The following is a 13,876-nucleotide window of genomic DNA, read 5'->3' as shown; positions in this document are numbered from 1 at the left end:
CCATGGCCCTCCCTTTTTTTGTTGCCTGCCACCATGCACTGTCCCTTTTGCGGTGCCAACGACACCAAGGTCATCGACTCGCGCCTGGTCGCCGAGGGCGAACAGGTGCGTCGCCGCCGTGAGTGCGTCGCCTGCGGCGAGCGCTTCACCACCTTCGAGACCGCCGAGCTGGTTCTGCCACGCCTGATCAAGCAAGACGGCACCCGCCAGCCTTTCGATGAAGAGAAACTGCGTGCGGGCATGCAGCGGGCGCTGGAAAAGCGCCCGGTCAGTGTCGAGCGCCTGGAAGCGGCGCTGGCGCACATCAAGCACAAGTTGCGCGCCACCGGTGAGCGCGAGGTCAAGTCACTGGTGGTCGGCGAGCTGGTGATGGCCGAGCTGCGCAAGCTCGACGAAGTTGCCTATATCCGTTTCGCATCGGTCTACCGCCGCTTCCAGGACCTTGACGAGTTCCGCGAAGAAATCGACCGCCTGGCCCGCGAGCCCGCCAAAGAATGACCATGCCCAGCCCAACCGCCATTCTCGATGCCCACTACATGGCGCGAGCCCTGGAGCTCGCCCGCAAGGGCTTGTACAGCACTCACCCCAACCCCCGCGTGGGTTGCGTGATCGTCCGGGACGGCGAGGTGGTCGGTGAAGGTTGGCACGTGCGCGCCGGTGAGCCTCACGCCGAGGTCCATGCCCTGCGTCAGGCCGGCGAGCGCGCCCGAGGTGCCTGTGCCTACGTGACGCTCGAGCCCTGTAGCCACCATGGCCGCACCCCGCCGTGCGCCGAGGCGTTGGTGCAGGCGGGAGTGGCCCGGGTGGTGGCAGCCATGCAGGACCCCAACCCGCAGGTGGCAGGCAAAGGTCTGCGACGCCTGGCTGAGGTCGGCATCGAGGTCAGTAGCGGCGTGCTCGAGGCCGAGGCCCGGGCACTCAATCCGGGCTTTCTCAAGCGCATGGAGCATGGCCTGCCGTTCGTGCGGGCCAAGCTGGCCATGAGCCTGGATGGCCGCACTGCCATGGCCAGCGGCGAGAGCCAATGGATCACCGGCCCCGCCGCGCGCGCTGCGGTTCAACGTCTACGCGCCCGCTCCAGCGTGGTGCTGACCAGCGCCGAAAGCGTGCTGGCCGACAACGCCCGCATGACCGTGCGCGGCGCCGAACTGGGCCTGGACCCGGACACCACCGCTCTGGTCCTGGCGCGCCCGCCACTGCGCGTGCTGGTCGACGGGCGCCTGCGTCTGCCGCTGGACGCACCGTTCTTCCAGGCCGGCCCAGCCCTGGTGGTGACCGCGCTCGCCGATGATCCTCGCTACGCCCAGGCCGGACACGAACTGCTGAGCCTGCCGGGCGAGCACGGCCGGGTCGACCTCCCCGCCTTGCTGCGCGCCCTGGCGGCTCGTGGCGTCAACGAAATCTTGCTGGAGGCCGGTGCTGGCCTGGTCGGCGCCTTCGCGCGCTTGGGCCTTATCGATGAGTTCCAACTGTTCGTCGCCGGCACTTTCTTAGGCAGCAGCGCCCGCCCCCTGCTGGACTGGCCGCTCGCGCAGATGAGCGAGGCCCCGCGTCTGAAGATCACCGAGGTGCGCGCAGTCGGCGATGACTGGCGGATCACGGCCATACCCTTGCCGGCGTCCGGCGTATAATGCCTGGCTTGCCACGCGCAGCCCTGTTCCCGAGGAGGACACCATGTTCACCGGCATCATCGAATCCATCGGCACCATCCGCAGCCTGACCCCCAAGGGCGGTGACGTGCGCGTCTATGTAGAGACCGGCAAGCTCGACCTGGGCGACGTCAAGCTCGGCGACAGCATCGCCGTCAACGGCGTCTGCCTGACGGCCGTGGAACTTCCGGGTGACGGCTTCTGGGCCGATGTCAGCGTCGAAACGCTCAAGCGTACCGCCATGGTCGACCTCAAGAGCGGCAGCCGGGTCAACCTAGAGAAAGCCCTGACCCCCACCACCCGCCTGGGCGGACACCTGGTCAGCGGCCATGTCGACGGCGTCGGCGAGATCATTTCGCGCAGCGATAACGCGCGTGCCATCCAGTTCCGCGTGCGTGCGCCCAAGGAATTGGCCAAGTACATCGCCCATAAAGGGTCGATCACCGTCGACGGCACCAGCCTGACGGTCAATGAGGTCGATGGCGCTGAGTTCGAGCTGACCATCGTCCCGCACACCCTGTCTGAAACCATCATGGCCGACTACCGCGCAGGTCGTCGGGTCAACCTTGAGGTCGACCTGCTGGCTCGTTACCTGGAGCGTCTGCTGCTGGGCGACAAGGCTGCCGAGTCGAGCAAGGGCAGTGGCATCACCGAAAGCTTCCTGGCCGCCAACGGCTACCTGAAATCCTGATTGAGAAGGGGGTGCCGAGTGGCGCTCAACAGCATCGAAGAGCTGGTGGAAGACATCCGCCAGGGCAAAATGGTCATTCTCATGGACGACGAAGACCGTGAGAACGAAGGCGACATCATCATGGCCGCCGAGTGCTGCCAGGCCGAGCACATCAACTTCATGGCCAAGCACGCCCGCGGCCTGATCTGCATGCCGATGACCCGCGAGCGCTGCGAGACGCTCAAGCTGCCGCTGATGGCACCGCGCAACGGTTCAGGCTTCGGCACCAAGTTCACCGTGTCGATCGAAGCGGCCGAAGGCGTCACCACCGGCATCTCCGCCGCTGACCGCGCACGCACCGTGCAGGTGGCCGCCGCTCGCGATGCCAAAGCCGACGATATCGTCAGCCCAGGCCATATCTTCCCGCTGATGGCCCAGGCCGGCGGCACCCTGGCTCGCGCCGGGCACACCGAAGCAGCCTGCGACCTGGCGCGCATGGCCGGGTTCGAGCCCAGTGGCGTGATCTGCGAAGTGATGAACGACGACGGCACCATGGCCCGTCGCCCGGAGCTTGAGGCCTTCGCCGCCGAGCACGGCCTGAAGATCGGCACCATCGCCGACCTGATCCACTATCGGATGATTCACGAGCGTACCGTGCAGCGCATCGCCGAGCAGCCGCTGGACAGCGAGCTGGGCCAATTCAACCTGGTCACCTACCGCGACGCGGTGGAAGGCGACGTGCACATGGCCCTGACCCTGGGCAACATCTGCGCCGAAGAACCGACCCTGGTGCGCGTACACAACATGGACCCACTGCGTGACCTGCTCATGGTCAAGCAGCCGGGCCGCTGGAGCCTGCGCGCGGCGATGAACGCCGTGGCCGAAGCGGGCAGTGGCGTGGTACTGCTGCTGGGCCACCCGTTGGACGGTGACGTGCTGCTGGCGCACATCCGCGAAAGCGCCGGTGACGCCCAGCCCAAGGCCCCGACCACCTACAGCACCGTCGGTGCCGGTTCGCAGATCCTGCGTGACCTGGGCGTGCGCAAGATGCGCCTGATGAGCTCGCCGATGAAGTTCAACGCGATATCCGGATTCGATCTGGAAGTTGTAGAATACGTGCCCTCCGAGTGACACAGGCGTAACTGTCGTCCTGCCGCTCGTGTCCAAACCCTCCCGCAGGCCGCGTGTGCGCGGCCTCGCTCTTTAAGATGAGAACACCGGAATGACCCTGAAGACCATCGAAGGTACCTTCATCGCCCCCAAAGGTCGCTATGCTTTGGTGGTTGGCCGCTTCAACAGCTTCGTCGTCGAAAGCCTGGTGAGCGGTGCCGTTGATGCCCTGGTACGCCATGGCGTCAGCGAAAGCGACATCACCATCATCCGTGCCCCGGGTGCCTTCGAAATCCCGCTGGTTGCACAGAAAGTCGCTCAACAAGGCGAATATGACGCGATCGTCGCCCTTGGCGCGGTGATCCGTGGTGGTACCCCGCACTTCGAATACGTGGCGGGCGAGTGCACCAAGGGCCTGGCCCAGGTGTCCATGGAGTTCGGTGTTCCGGTGGCCTTCGGCGTTCTGACCGTCGACTCCATCGAGCAAGCCATCGAGCGTTCCGGCACCAAGGCCGGCAACAAAGGTGCCGAAGCTGCCCTGTCCGCCCTGGAAATGGTCAGCCTGCTGGCGCAGTTGGAGGCCAAGTGATTAGCGACGAAAGCGATCGTTTCAACCCGCGCGAGCCACGCGCGGCGGATGCCGGCAAGCCCTCGAAGAGCGCCAAGCGCCGCGAAGCCCGCAAGCTCGCGACCCAGGCGCTGTACCAGTGGCACATGGCCCAGCATTCGCTGAACGAAATTGAGGCTCAGTTCCGGGTCGACAACGATTTCTCCGATATCGATGGCGCCTATTTCCGTGAAATCCTGCATGGGGTTCCGGCAATCAAGGGCGAGATCGACAAGGCCCTGGCCCCGTGCCTGGACCTGCCGCTGGAGGAGCTCGACCCGGTCGAACTCGCGGTGCTGCGCCTGTCCACCTGGGAGTTCATCAAGCGCGTCGACGTGCCGTACCGCGTTGTGATCAACGAAGGCGTGGAACTGGCCAAGGTCTTCGGTGCCACCGATGGCCACAAGTTCGTCAACGGTGTGCTGGACAAACTGGCTCCGACGCTGCGTGACGCGGAAGTCAAGGCGAACAAGCGCTGATCGTGGCGCTTTCCGACCATGGGTGAGTTCGAGCTGATCCGTCATTACTTCGCCGCTGCGTCCTGTGCGCAAGGCGGCGAAGGCGTGGTCCTCGGCATCGGTGACGACTGCGCCCTGCTGGAGCTGCCGGCCGGTGAGCAGTTGGCGGTGTCCACCGACACCCTGGTCGAGGGCGTGCATTTTCCTGTGGCCTGCGACCCGCTGCTGCTGGGTCAGCGCTCCCTGGCGGTGGCCGTCAGCGACCTCGCGGCGATGGGCGCCGACCCGATCGGCGTCACACTGGCGCTGACCTTGCCCGAGGTTGGCGCCGATTGGCTCAGGCTGTATGCCGACGGCCTCAACCGCATGGCCCACCGATGTAGCGTCAGCCTGATCGGCGGCGACACCACCCGCGGCCCCTTGAGCATCACCGTTACCGTGTTCGGCAAAGTGCCGGCTGGCCAAGCCCTGCGCCGCAGTGGCGCTCGGCCAGGCGATCTGCTGTGCGTCGGCGGTCACTTGGGCAATGCCGCAGGTGCCTTGCCGCTGGTGCTGGGCCAGCGGCAGGCGCCGGTCGAGGTCGCCGAGCCGCTGCTTGCCCATTACTGGTCGCCGCTGCCTCAGCTCACCTTGGGCCGACAGTTGCGCGGTCGAGCCACGGCAGCGCTGGATATTTCCGATGGTCTGCTGGCCGACTGCGGCCACATCGCCAAGGCTTCGGGCGTCGCCCTCGAGGTGGACGCCGAGCGGGTGCCCGTCTCGCCGGCCCTGGAGGCCTTCCTGGGACGCGAGGCGGCTCTGCATGCTGCGCTCACTGGCGGTGACGACTACGTGCTGGCGTTCACCGTGCCTGAAGCGCACCTTTCATCCCTGCCTGAACCTGGCGTCATCCATGTCATCGGCCGTGTGCGCGAAGGGCAGGGGGTGAGTCTGCGTGACCGGCAGGGCCAGGACATCACCCCAACGCAACGGGGCTATCAACACTTTAGGGAGACACCGTGACCGATCACCCCAACCAGGTGCCTGCGGAGTTCGTTCCGCCGTCGGTCTGGCGCAACCCCTGGCACTTCATTGCCTTTGGTTTCGGTTCGGGCACCTTGCCCAAGGCGCCGGGCACCTGGGGCTCGCTGGTCGCCCTGCCATTCATCCCGCTCTGGCAGATGCTGCCGGACTGGGGTTACTGGTTGTTGCTGGGCATCACCATGCTGTTTGGCTTCTGGCTGTGCGGTAAAGTCGCCAATGACTTGCGTGTGCACGACCATGAGGGCATTGTCTGGGACGAGATGGTCGGGATGTGGATCACCCTGTGGCTGGTGCCAGAAGGCTGGCAATGGCTATTGGCGGGGTTCTTGATGTTCCGCTTCTTCGACATCCTCAAGCCGTGGCCGATCCGATGGATCGACCGTCACGTGCACGGCGGTGTCGGGATCATGCTCGACGACATCCTGGCTGGGGTATTCGCCTGGCTGGGCATGCAGGTGCTGGTATGGTTGGTTGCCTGACTTAAGGAGCGGGTCATGGGCATAAGGAGTGTGCTGCTGGCAATGGTGTTGCTGCTTGCCCCTGGCGCGAGCGTGGTCATGGCCGAAGGCCTGCCCAAGCAGATCCACCTGGTCAGCGAGGAGTGGCTCGACTACACCAACGCCGATGGCACTGGCGTCGCCTGGGATGTGCTGCGCAAGGTCTTTGAGCCGGCAGGTGTGAAGGTGGTGACCCAGAGTGCGCCGTACAGCCGGGCGGTAGGGCTGGTCAAGCGCGGCGAAGCCGATGCCTGGGTCGGCTCCTACAAAGAAGAAAACGACGACAACGTCTACCCGCGCTGGCATTTCGATGTGGATCACATCTATGCCTTGGGCCTGGTCAGCAAGCCCGTGCCGACGCCGGAGAACATCGGCCAATACCGGCTGGCCTGGGTGCGCGGCTACGAGTTCCAGGACTACCTGCCCGACGTCAAGAGCTACCGTGAGATCCAGCGCCGCGAAGGTATCCTGCCGATGCTCGAGCATGATCGCGTGGACTTCTACATCGATGCACTGACCGAGGTCGACTATGTCCTGGGCCAGGCGCCTCGTCCTGATCACTGGCGTCGTACCCATGTCGCGGAACTGCCTCTGTACCTGGCCTTTGGTCGCAACGACAAAGCCAAGGCGCTGAGCGAGCTGTTCGACCGGCGTATGCAGGAACTGGTGCGCAGCGGCGAACTCAAGCCCATCTTCGAACACTGGCAACAGCCGTACCCTTTCACGGCAGACAGCCAGCCCCATTGATTGTTGTTCTGCAGAGCGCATTGGACCAGGCGATCCGATCATCGAACTTTTCGATCTTAAGCGGCGATATTCAGCCTGCGCATGCTCGGCAGCCTGCTGATACAATCGGGCCATTGAAAATTGCCTACTTTTAGGAGCACAACGTGCCCGTCGTCTTTGTCGCCGCCTCGAAACTCCCGACTCCCTTCGCGATCTTCACCATGCATGGCTTTCTCGACGAAGCCACGGGCCGCGAGCACGTAGTGCTCAGCCTGGGTGATATCGCCGATGGTCAGCCGGTGCTGGGGCGCCTGCATTCCGAATGCCTGACCGGCGATGCGTTGTTCAGTCAGCGCTGCGACTGCGGCTCGCAACTGGAGGCCGCCTTGCAAGCCATCGCCCGTGAAGGCCGTGGCGTGCTGCTGTACCTGCGTCAGGAAGGTCGCGGCATTGGCCTGTTGAACAAGATTCGTGCCTATGAACTCCAGGACGGTGGCGCCGATACCGTCGAAGCCAACGAACGCCTGGGCTTCGCCGCCGACCAGCGCGACTACGCAATGTGCCTGCCGATGCTCGAGCACCTGGGCGTGCAGTCGCTGCGTCTGATGACCAACAACCCACGCAAGGTCAAAGCCCTGACCGACATGGGCATCAAGGTTGCCGAGCGCGTGCCGCTGCACACCGGTCATAACCCGCACAATCGTCACTACCTGGCCACCAAGGCCGGCAAGCTCGGCCACATGATGGGCAACGAGCACCAGGGCGAGCCCCAGGCGTGACCCGCGGCCAGGTGAAGCGGCGCCTGGCGCTGGCCTGGTGGCAATACCTGGCGGTGGGCCTGGTGCCGCTGCCGGTGATGGCTTGGGCGTTCGGTGGCGGCGATGCCTTGATCCCCGTCCTGGCGATGCCGCTGTTCATTGCCGGTGCTGCGTCCATGTTCCTCAGCCTGCCCCGCTTTGGCGCGTACAAGCGTGCCTTGATCGCCACGTCCAAGGCCTTGGGCTCGCCCGAAGAGCCGCAGGCCTGGATCACTCTGGCCCAGGTGCGACGCATGGCCATGCTGTTCGCCTGTTTCCCGGCCTGGGTGGCGGCACTTTCGGTGCTGGTGGGGCTGGAGACGGTGCCCCAGGTGCTGCTGGCGCTTTCCACGGTGGTGTTGCTCTACCTCTACCGCATCCCTCGCCAGCTGGGCTGATGCGCCTGCTTCTCTGCCTGTTGGTCTTGCTGGCCGTCGGCGCCCGGGCCGAAGGCGGGCCAAGGGTGATCAGCCTGGCGCCCTCGATGAGCGAAATCATGCTCGAGCTGCATGCCGATGACTTGCTGGTGGGTGTGCTCGACGGCGGTGAGCGGCCTGCGGCGTTGGCAGGTCTGCCCTCGGTGGGGCGCCAAGGGCAGCTCGACATGGAGCGCCTGCTCAGCCTCCAGCCCGACCTGTTGTTGCTGTGGCCAGACAGCGTACCCCCGGCCCAGCGCGACCAGCTAAGGCGCCTGGGAATCGCGACGTTCGTCGGCGAACCCAAGGATATCGACCAACTGATCGAGCAGATCGAAGCCATTGGCCAGCGCGTCGGGCGAGCAGAGCAAGGCCGGCAGTACACGGCGGCTCTGCGAGAGCGGCTGCGCAGCTTGCGCGAGCAGTACCGGCGTGAACGACCGCTACGGGTCTTCTACCAGGTCTGGGACAGGCCGCTCTATACCCTCGGGGGGCAGCAGATCGTCAGCGATGCCCTGAAGGTCTGCGGCGCCAGCAACCTGTTCGCCGACCTTCCCCAGCCCGCGCCACAGGTGAATGTAGAGACCGTATTGCTGCGCGACCCTGACGTGATCCTGGCCGCAAATGCGGCGCAGCTGGCGAGCTGGAAGGCTTGGCGCGCGCTCAGTGCCGTGAAGGCCGATCGCCTGCTGGTGGTGCCCGACAAAGGCCTGGAACGCCCCAGTGGCCAGATGATCGAGGCCACCGCGCGTTTGTGTGAGTTGCTGGACGCTAGAGCGCCGGCGTCCAGGTGACGCTCAGCAGCCAGGTGCGACCCTCTTCGCGATAGCCGTAGTTGTTGCCCTGATAGCTGTAGTGGGTGCGGCTGTACTGTTTGTCCAGCACGTTATCCAGCTTCAGGTCGAACTTCACTTCACTGCTGGCTGACCAACTCCCGCGCAGCCCCAGCAGGCCATAGCCGCCAATGGTGTCGGTGTTGGCCTCGTCGTTGTAGCTGCTGCTGATCGCTTGCCAACTGGCGCCTAGGGCGAAACGTTCGAACTGGCGATCGAGGTCCAGGCTCAGGGTGCGACGAGCACGGCGGGAGAGGGTATGGCCGCTGTCACGGTCGCGCGGGTCGATCAGCGAGAGTGCCAGTTGAGATGTCCAGCCGCTCCAGTCCTGGCTCAGGGCCATTTCGAAGCCATTGATGCGTGCGGAGTCGACATTCTCGGGGCGTACGCTGTAGTTGATGGCGTCCCGCAGGTCGGTGCGATACAGCGAGGTTTCCAGTTTGCTGTGCTCGGTCAGCTGGCTGCGCCATTGCAGCTCGTAGCTCTTGGAGCGTTCAGGCTTGAGCTGGGGGTTGTTGTACCCGGGGAAGTACAGATCATTGAAGGTCGGGGCCCGAAAACCTTCGCTGTACGACAGCAGCACATCGTTGTTCGCGTTGAGCGGAAACGTCAGGCTGCCGCTCCAGCTGGTTTGGTCACCGAACTGCTGGTTTTTATCCTGACGTACGCCAAGCTCGGTGGAAAAGTGCTCGCCACGGAACCGGTGCTGGACGAAGACTGCGCGGTTCCAGCGGCTGTCTTCGGTGAAGTCGGCGCTGGCGTGGACACGATCCTCGTACCAGTCGCTCCCTAGCAACAGGCTGTTGCGTTCGTCCAGGGTCAGGTTGTTCTGCCAGGTGGCTTGGTCGCGGTAGGTATTGAACGGGTAGCGGGTCCCGGCGAGTTTGTCGCGGCTCTCATCGCGGTTCTCGCTGTGGGCCAGTTCCAGCCGGGCATTCCACCTCTCGCTGACCTGGGCGTCGAGATAGCTGCCGACACTGCTGACGGCAAAGTTCGAATAGGGCTCCTGCGCGCTGAAGCCACGGGGCTCGTCATACTCGTGGCGTCCACGGCTATCCAGCACGTTCAGCCCGGCCTCGAAACGTTCGTCGAAGGTATGGCTCAGGCTCAGGTTGAACGACCTGTTGCGGTAGGCGTCATGATCCGCGTCGCTGGCGAAGGACGGCCCGGTCGAGTCGATGCCCGCTGTTTCGTCGAGGCTGGCGCCGAGGTTGAAGCGAGTCGCCTCATTGCCGCCGGAGAGCCCCAGGCTGCGCTGGAAGCTCTGGTTGCTGCCCGCTGCCAGGCGCAGGCGTGGCTGAAGGCCCGGACCTGTGCCGCGTCGGGTGAAGATCTGGATGACGCCGCCAATGGCGTCGCTGCCGTAGATCGCCGAGCGCGACCCACGCAGGACTTCGATCCGCTCGATCTGGTCGACGTCGAGAAACTGCAGGGCGCTGTCGCCGGAGGTGGCATTGGCAATGCGCACGCCGTCGACCAACACTAGGGTCTGGGCAGCCTTGGTGCCGCGGATGAAGATCCCCGGCAGGCTACCGCGTCCACCGGTTGGCGCCACCTGGACACCCGGCACGCGGGCCAGCAGATCGGTGACATTGGAGGGCTGCAGGCGATCGATGTCGCTTCGGGTGAACACGGTGTTCGCTGCGCTGGTGGCGCTGCGCGACTCGACCTGACGGCTGGCGCTGATCAGCACGTCGGGGAGCTTGAGGGCGTCGTCACGGTCCGGTTCGGCGGCCAGCAGGGCGGTGGGTAGGCAGAGCAGGGCAGTGGCGAGGGGTGAGATCTTCATCGGCAGTTCCATAGCATCGCGGGCAAGCCCCGCTTCCACAGGGGCTGCTTACAACCCTGCGGAAGCGGGGCTTGCCCGCGAATGCGTCAATCAGGCGGCGTAAAGGCTTACAGGCCGAGCTTGGCCATCCGGGCTTTCACCGAGGCTTCGATACCGGCGGCATCGAGCCCGCACTCAGCCAGCATCTGCGCAGGCTTGGCATGCTCGACGTAGATGTCCGGCAGGCCCAGGTGCAGCAGTGGCTTGAGCACGGCTTCTTGGGTCAGGAATTCGCTGACCGCGGCACCGGCTCCGCCCATGACGGCGTTCTCTTCGACAGTGACCAGCAGGTCGTGGTGGGCGGCCAGTTCCAGTACCAGGGCTTCGTCCAATGGCTTGACGAAGCGCATGTCGACCACGGTGGCGTTAAGGGTCTCGGCGACTTTCATGGCTTCTGCCAGTTGCACACCGAACACCAGCAGGGCGATTTTCTCGCCTTTACGGCGGACCACGCCCTTGCCGATTTGAAGCGGCTCCAGATCGCCGCTGATCGGCGCGTTGGGGCCGGTGCCACGAGGGTAGCGCACCGCCGCCGGGCCGTTGTACAGGTGGCCGGTGCTGAGCATCTTGCGCAGTTCGTTCTCGTCGCTCGGGGTCATCACCAGCATGCCGGGGATGCAACGCAGGTACGAGAGGTCGAAGCTGCCCGCGTGCGTCGGGCCGTCTTCGCCGACCAGGCCTGCGCGGTCGATGGCGAACAGCACGTCGAGGTTCTGTACCGCCACATCGTGGATCAGTTGGTCATAGGCGCGCTGCAGGAAGGTGGAGTAGATCGCCACCACCGGCTTGGCGCCCTCGCAGGCCATGCCTGCCGCCAGGGTAACCGCGTGCTGCTCGGCGATTGCCACATCGAAGTAGCGTTCCGGATAACGCTCGCTGAAGGCCACCAGGTCCGAGCCTTCCTTCATCGCCGGGGTGATGCCCACCAGGCGATTGTCGGCGGCGGCCATGTCGCACAGCCACTGGCCGAATACTGCCGAGTACTTGGGGCCGCTGACTTTCTTCGGTGCGACGGGCTTGTCGGCAGGCTCGAGCTTGGTGATGGCGTGATAGCCGATCGGGTCCACTTCGGCCGGGGCGAAGCCTTTGCCTTTCTTGGTGATCACATGCAGGAACTGCGGGCCCTTGAGGTCACGCATGTTGCGCAGGGTGGCGATCAGGGTCGGCAGGTCATGGCCGTCGATGGGGCCGATGTAGTTCCAGCCCAGCTCTTCGAACAAGGTACCGGGCACCAGCATGCCCTTGGCGTATTCCTCGGTGCGGCGGGCGATCTCCCAGGCGCCAGGCAGGCGCGACAGGACCTTTTTACTGCCCTCGCGCATGCTCGCGTAGGTGCGGCTGGAGAGGATCTTGGCCAGGTAGTTGGACAGGCCGCCGACATTGCGCGAGATCGACATGTCGTTGTCGTTGAGGATCACCAGCATGTCGGCATCGACTTCCTGGGCGTGGTTCAACGCCTCGAAGGCCATGCCGGCAGTCAGCGCGCCGTCACCGATGACTGCGATCGACTTGCGTGGTTCGTTCTGCAGCCGGGCGGCGATGGCCATGCCCAGCGCGGCACTGATCGAGGTGCTGGAGTGACCGACGCCGAAGGTGTCGTACTCGCTCTCGCTGCGCCGTGGGAAGGCGGCGATACCGTCCTTCTGGCGCAGGCTCAGCATGCGCTGGCGGCGACCTGTGAGGATCTTGTGCGGATAGGCCTGATGACCCACGTCCCAGACCAGACGGTCGTCCGGCGTGTCGAAGACGTAGTGCAGGGCGATCGTCAGCTCGATGACGCCCAGGCCGGCGCCGAAATGCCCACCGGTCTGACCAACGGTATAGAGCAGCTCCTGGCGCAGCTCGTCGGCCAGGGTCTCCAGGTCGGCTTCAGCCAACCGGCGCAGGCCGGCAGGCGTGTCGGCGCGGTCCAGCAGCGGCGTGACCGGGCGTTCGCGGGGGATCTCTTGAAACGTCGTGGGCATCAGGCGAGTCGTTATAGGTGTGAAGAGGCGGCAGTTTACCCCATTGTAGGAATTACTGCCCATTCAGACGCAGGTTGCATGCGCCCTGTTAGGGGCGGGCGAGCCCGCTCCCACAGGGTTTGGCGTCAGGGTTCAGTGGCGGCGTTCGACGATATAGCGGGCCAGGGCGCGCAGGGGTTCTGCGCTGTCACCGAAGCCTTCGAGTGCGGCCAGTGCCTGGTCGCGCAGCTCAAGCGCGTACGCCTTGGCCGCCTCCAGGCCGAGCAGGGCTGGGTAGGTCGGTTTGTCGCGGGCGATATCGGCGCCCTGGCGTTTGCCGAGGGTGGCGGTATCGCTCTCCACATCGAGGATGTCGTCCTGCACCTGGAAGGCCAGGCCGATGGCCTGTGCGTAACGTTGCAGGGCCTCGAGCTGGGCCTGGCTGGCACGGGCGCTGGCCAGGGCGCCGAGGCGCACGCTGGCCTCGATCAGGGCGCCGGTCTTGTGCCGGTGCATGTACTCCAGGGCACGCTGGTCGAGCTTCAGGCCCACCGAGCCCAGGTCGATGGCTTGGCCGCCGACCATGCCGGCCGGGCCTGCTGCCTTGGCCAGGGCTTGGACCATGGCCAGGCGAATGGCATCGTCCTGGGGGCTCAGGCGTGCATCGAGCAGGGCGCTGAAGGCCAGGCTCTGCAAGCCATCGCCGGCGAGAATGGCACAGGCCTCATCGAAGGCTTTGTGAGTGGTGGGCTGGCCACGGCGCAGGTCGTCGTCGTCCATGGCGGGCAGGTCGTCATGCACCAGCGAATAGGCGTGGATCAGCTCCACGGCGCAGGCGGCGCCATTGGCGTTCTCGGCCGGGGCACCGAAGGCCTCGCAGGCGGCGTAGGCCAGCAGCGGACGTACGCGCTTGCCGCCGTTCATCACGCTGTAGCGCATGGCGGCGTAAAGGCGCTCGAACTCCTTGGAGGGCGCTTGGAACAGCGGTTCGAGCGCAGCATCGACACGCGCCTGGCAACTGGCCTGGTAGGTGGCGATCATGCTTCTGGCTCCGCGTCGAAGGGCTGGGCCGCCAGCTCGCCATCGCGTTCGAGCAGGATCTGCACCTTCTGTTCAGCCTGGGCCAGAGCGCCCTGGCAATCGCGGGTCAAGGCGATGCCCTGTTCGAAGGCAGCCAGCGACTCTTCCAGCGACAGCTCGCCGTTCTCCAGGCGCTCGACCAAGGCTTGCAGGTCAGCGAGGGATTGCTCGAAATCGATGGAGGCTTTTTTGCGGGCCATGGCGACTGTCTCGGTGGCATTCAGAACGGCGCGACACTA

Annotated in this window: 16 protein-coding genes; 12 read left to right on the top strand and 4 right to left on the bottom strand. The window is 65.2% G+C overall.

The genetic code is table 11. From position 1 onward, the window contains the following. Positions 1–33: 33 nt before the first annotated feature. From nrdR to IEC33019_RS24040, 12 genes are all read left to right on the top strand, one after another. Positions 34–498 (top strand): transcriptional regulator NrdR, encoded by a 465-nt coding sequence (gene nrdR, locus IEC33019_RS24095; RefSeq protein WP_043210325.1) that lies wholly within the window; start codon positions 34–36, stop codon positions 496–498. A gap of 2 nt (positions 499–500) precedes the next feature. Next, on the top strand, positions 501–1,631 hold the full coding sequence (gene ribD, locus IEC33019_RS24090) for a bifunctional diaminohydroxyphosphoribosylaminopyrimidine deaminase/5-amino-6-(5-phosphoribosylamino)uracil reductase RibD (RefSeq protein WP_070093930.1): 1,131 nt from the start codon (positions 501–503) through the stop codon (positions 1,629–1,631). A 43-nt stretch (positions 1,632–1,674) separates the two neighbouring features. Then, positions 1,675–2,340 (top strand): riboflavin synthase, encoded by a 666-nt coding sequence (locus tag IEC33019_RS24085; protein ID WP_070093931.1) that lies wholly within the window; start codon positions 1,675–1,677, stop codon positions 2,338–2,340. Positions 2,341–2,358: 18 nt separating this feature from the next. Then, positions 2,359–3,450, top strand: a complete 1,092-nt coding sequence (ribBA, locus tag IEC33019_RS24080; RefSeq protein WP_070093932.1) for a bifunctional 3,4-dihydroxy-2-butanone-4-phosphate synthase/GTP cyclohydrolase II — start codon at positions 2,359–2,361, stop codon at positions 3,448–3,450. 91 nt (positions 3,451–3,541) lie between these two features. Continuing rightward, the gene (gene ribH / locus IEC33019_RS24075) at positions 3,542–4,018 is read left to right on the top strand and encodes a 6,7-dimethyl-8-ribityllumazine synthase (RefSeq protein WP_043210219.1); all 477 of its coding nucleotides are present in this window, start codon (positions 3,542–3,544) and stop codon (positions 4,016–4,018) included. Beyond that, complete coding sequence (nusB, locus tag IEC33019_RS24070) at positions 4,015–4,515, top strand: transcription antitermination factor NusB (RefSeq protein ID WP_043210218.1); 501 nt, start codon at positions 4,015–4,017, stop codon at positions 4,513–4,515. The genes ribH and nusB overlap by 4 nt, the downstream gene beginning before the upstream one ends. 18 nt (positions 4,516–4,533) lie before the next feature. Then, the gene (gene thiL / locus IEC33019_RS24065) at positions 4,534–5,496 is read left to right on the top strand and encodes a thiamine-phosphate kinase (RefSeq protein WP_070093933.1); all 963 of its coding nucleotides are present in this window, start codon (positions 4,534–4,536) and stop codon (positions 5,494–5,496) included. Continuing rightward, a complete protein-coding gene (locus tag IEC33019_RS24060; RefSeq protein ID WP_070093934.1) occupies positions 5,493–5,996 on the top strand; it encodes a phosphatidylglycerophosphatase A family protein in 504 nt (167 codons plus the stop codon). The genes thiL and IEC33019_RS24060 overlap by 4 nt, the downstream gene beginning before the upstream one ends. 15 nt (positions 5,997–6,011) lie before the next feature. Continuing rightward, positions 6,012–6,761, top strand: coding sequence for a substrate-binding periplasmic protein (locus IEC33019_RS24055; protein ID WP_070093935.1), 750 nt, complete (start codon positions 6,012–6,014; stop codon positions 6,759–6,761). Positions 6,762–6,904: 143 nt separating this feature from the next. Further along, complete coding sequence (gene ribA / locus IEC33019_RS24050) at positions 6,905–7,519, top strand: GTP cyclohydrolase II (RefSeq protein WP_043210209.1); 615 nt, start codon at positions 6,905–6,907, stop codon at positions 7,517–7,519. Continuing rightward, a complete protein-coding gene (locus IEC33019_RS24045) occupies positions 7,516–7,935 on the top strand; it encodes an MFS transporter (protein WP_070093936.1) in 420 nt (139 codons plus the stop codon). Before ribA ends, IEC33019_RS24045 begins: the two co-directional genes overlap by 4 nt. Next, entirely contained in the window at positions 7,935–8,747 is an 813-nt protein-coding gene (locus IEC33019_RS24040) for a cobalamin-binding protein (RefSeq protein WP_070093937.1), read from the top strand. The genes IEC33019_RS24045 and IEC33019_RS24040 overlap by 1 nt, the downstream gene beginning before the upstream one ends. Here IEC33019_RS24040 and IEC33019_RS24035 read toward each other — a convergent pair. The 4 genes from IEC33019_RS24035 to IEC33019_RS24020 all read right to left on the bottom strand — a co-directional run bounded on the left by IEC33019_RS24035 (position 8,725) and on the right by IEC33019_RS24020 (position 13,837). Further along, positions 8,725–10,575, bottom strand: coding sequence for a TonB-dependent receptor domain-containing protein (locus IEC33019_RS24035; RefSeq protein ID WP_244509788.1), 1,851 nt, complete (start codon positions 10,573–10,575; stop codon positions 8,725–8,727). The two genes, IEC33019_RS24040 and IEC33019_RS24035, sit on opposite strands and share 23 nt — an antisense overlap. Positions 10,576–10,682: 107 nt before the next feature. Beyond that, positions 10,683–12,578, bottom strand: a complete 1,896-nt coding sequence (dxs, locus tag IEC33019_RS24030) for a 1-deoxy-D-xylulose-5-phosphate synthase (RefSeq protein WP_070093939.1) — start codon at positions 12,576–12,578, stop codon at positions 10,683–10,685. A gap of 132 nt (positions 12,579–12,710) precedes the next feature. After that, complete coding sequence (gene ispA, locus IEC33019_RS24025) at positions 12,711–13,598, bottom strand: (2E,6E)-farnesyl diphosphate synthase (protein WP_070093940.1); 888 nt, start codon at positions 13,596–13,598, stop codon at positions 12,711–12,713. Then, positions 13,595–13,837, bottom strand: a complete 243-nt coding sequence (locus IEC33019_RS24020) for an exodeoxyribonuclease VII small subunit (protein WP_011531978.1) — start codon at positions 13,835–13,837, stop codon at positions 13,595–13,597. Before IEC33019_RS24020 ends, ispA begins: the two co-directional genes overlap by 4 nt. Positions 13,838–13,876: the final 39 nt, after the last annotated feature.

It is taken from the genome of Pseudomonas putida, from assembly GCF_002741075.1.
GTDB classification, from domain to species: domain Bacteria; phylum Pseudomonadota; class Gammaproteobacteria; order Pseudomonadales; family Pseudomonadaceae; genus Aquipseudomonas; species Aquipseudomonas putida_T.
The sequence above is the reverse complement of the archived record's forward strand: the minus strand, read 5'-3'. Positions and strand labels throughout refer to the sequence as shown.

Coding starts and splice junctions, on each gene's coding strand:
- nrdR (WP_043210325.1), top strand. CDS start 34: ATGCACTGTCCCTTTTGCGGTGCCAACGACACCAAGGTCATCGACTCG.
- ribD (WP_070093930.1), top strand. CDS start 501: ATGCCCAGCCCAACCGCCATTCTCGATGCCCACTACATGGCGCGAGCC.
- IEC33019_RS24085 (WP_070093931.1), top strand. CDS start 1,675: ATGTTCACCGGCATCATCGAATCCATCGGCACCATCCGCAGCCTGACC.
- ribH (WP_043210219.1), top strand. CDS start 3,542: ATGACCCTGAAGACCATCGAAGGTACCTTCATCGCCCCCAAAGGTCGC.
- thiL (WP_070093933.1), top strand. CDS start 4,534: ATGGGTGAGTTCGAGCTGATCCGTCATTACTTCGCCGCTGCGTCCTGT.
- IEC33019_RS24055 (WP_070093935.1), top strand. CDS start 6,012: ATGGGCATAAGGAGTGTGCTGCTGGCAATGGTGTTGCTGCTTGCCCCT.
- IEC33019_RS24040 (WP_070093937.1), top strand. CDS start 7,935: ATGCGCCTGCTTCTCTGCCTGTTGGTCTTGCTGGCCGTCGGCGCCCGG.
- IEC33019_RS24035 (WP_244509788.1), bottom strand. CDS start 10,575: ATGAAGATCTCACCCCTCGCCACTGCCCTGCTCTGCCTACCCACCGCC.
- dxs (WP_070093939.1), bottom strand. CDS start 12,578: ATGCCCACGACGTTTCAAGAGATCCCCCGCGAACGCCCGGTCACGCCG.
- ispA (WP_070093940.1), bottom strand. CDS start 13,598: ATGATCGCCACCTACCAGGCCAGTTGCCAGGCGCGTGTCGATGCTGCG.
- IEC33019_RS24020 (WP_011531978.1), bottom strand. CDS start 13,837: ATGGCCCGCAAAAAAGCCTCCATCGATTTCGAGCAATCCCTCGCTGAC.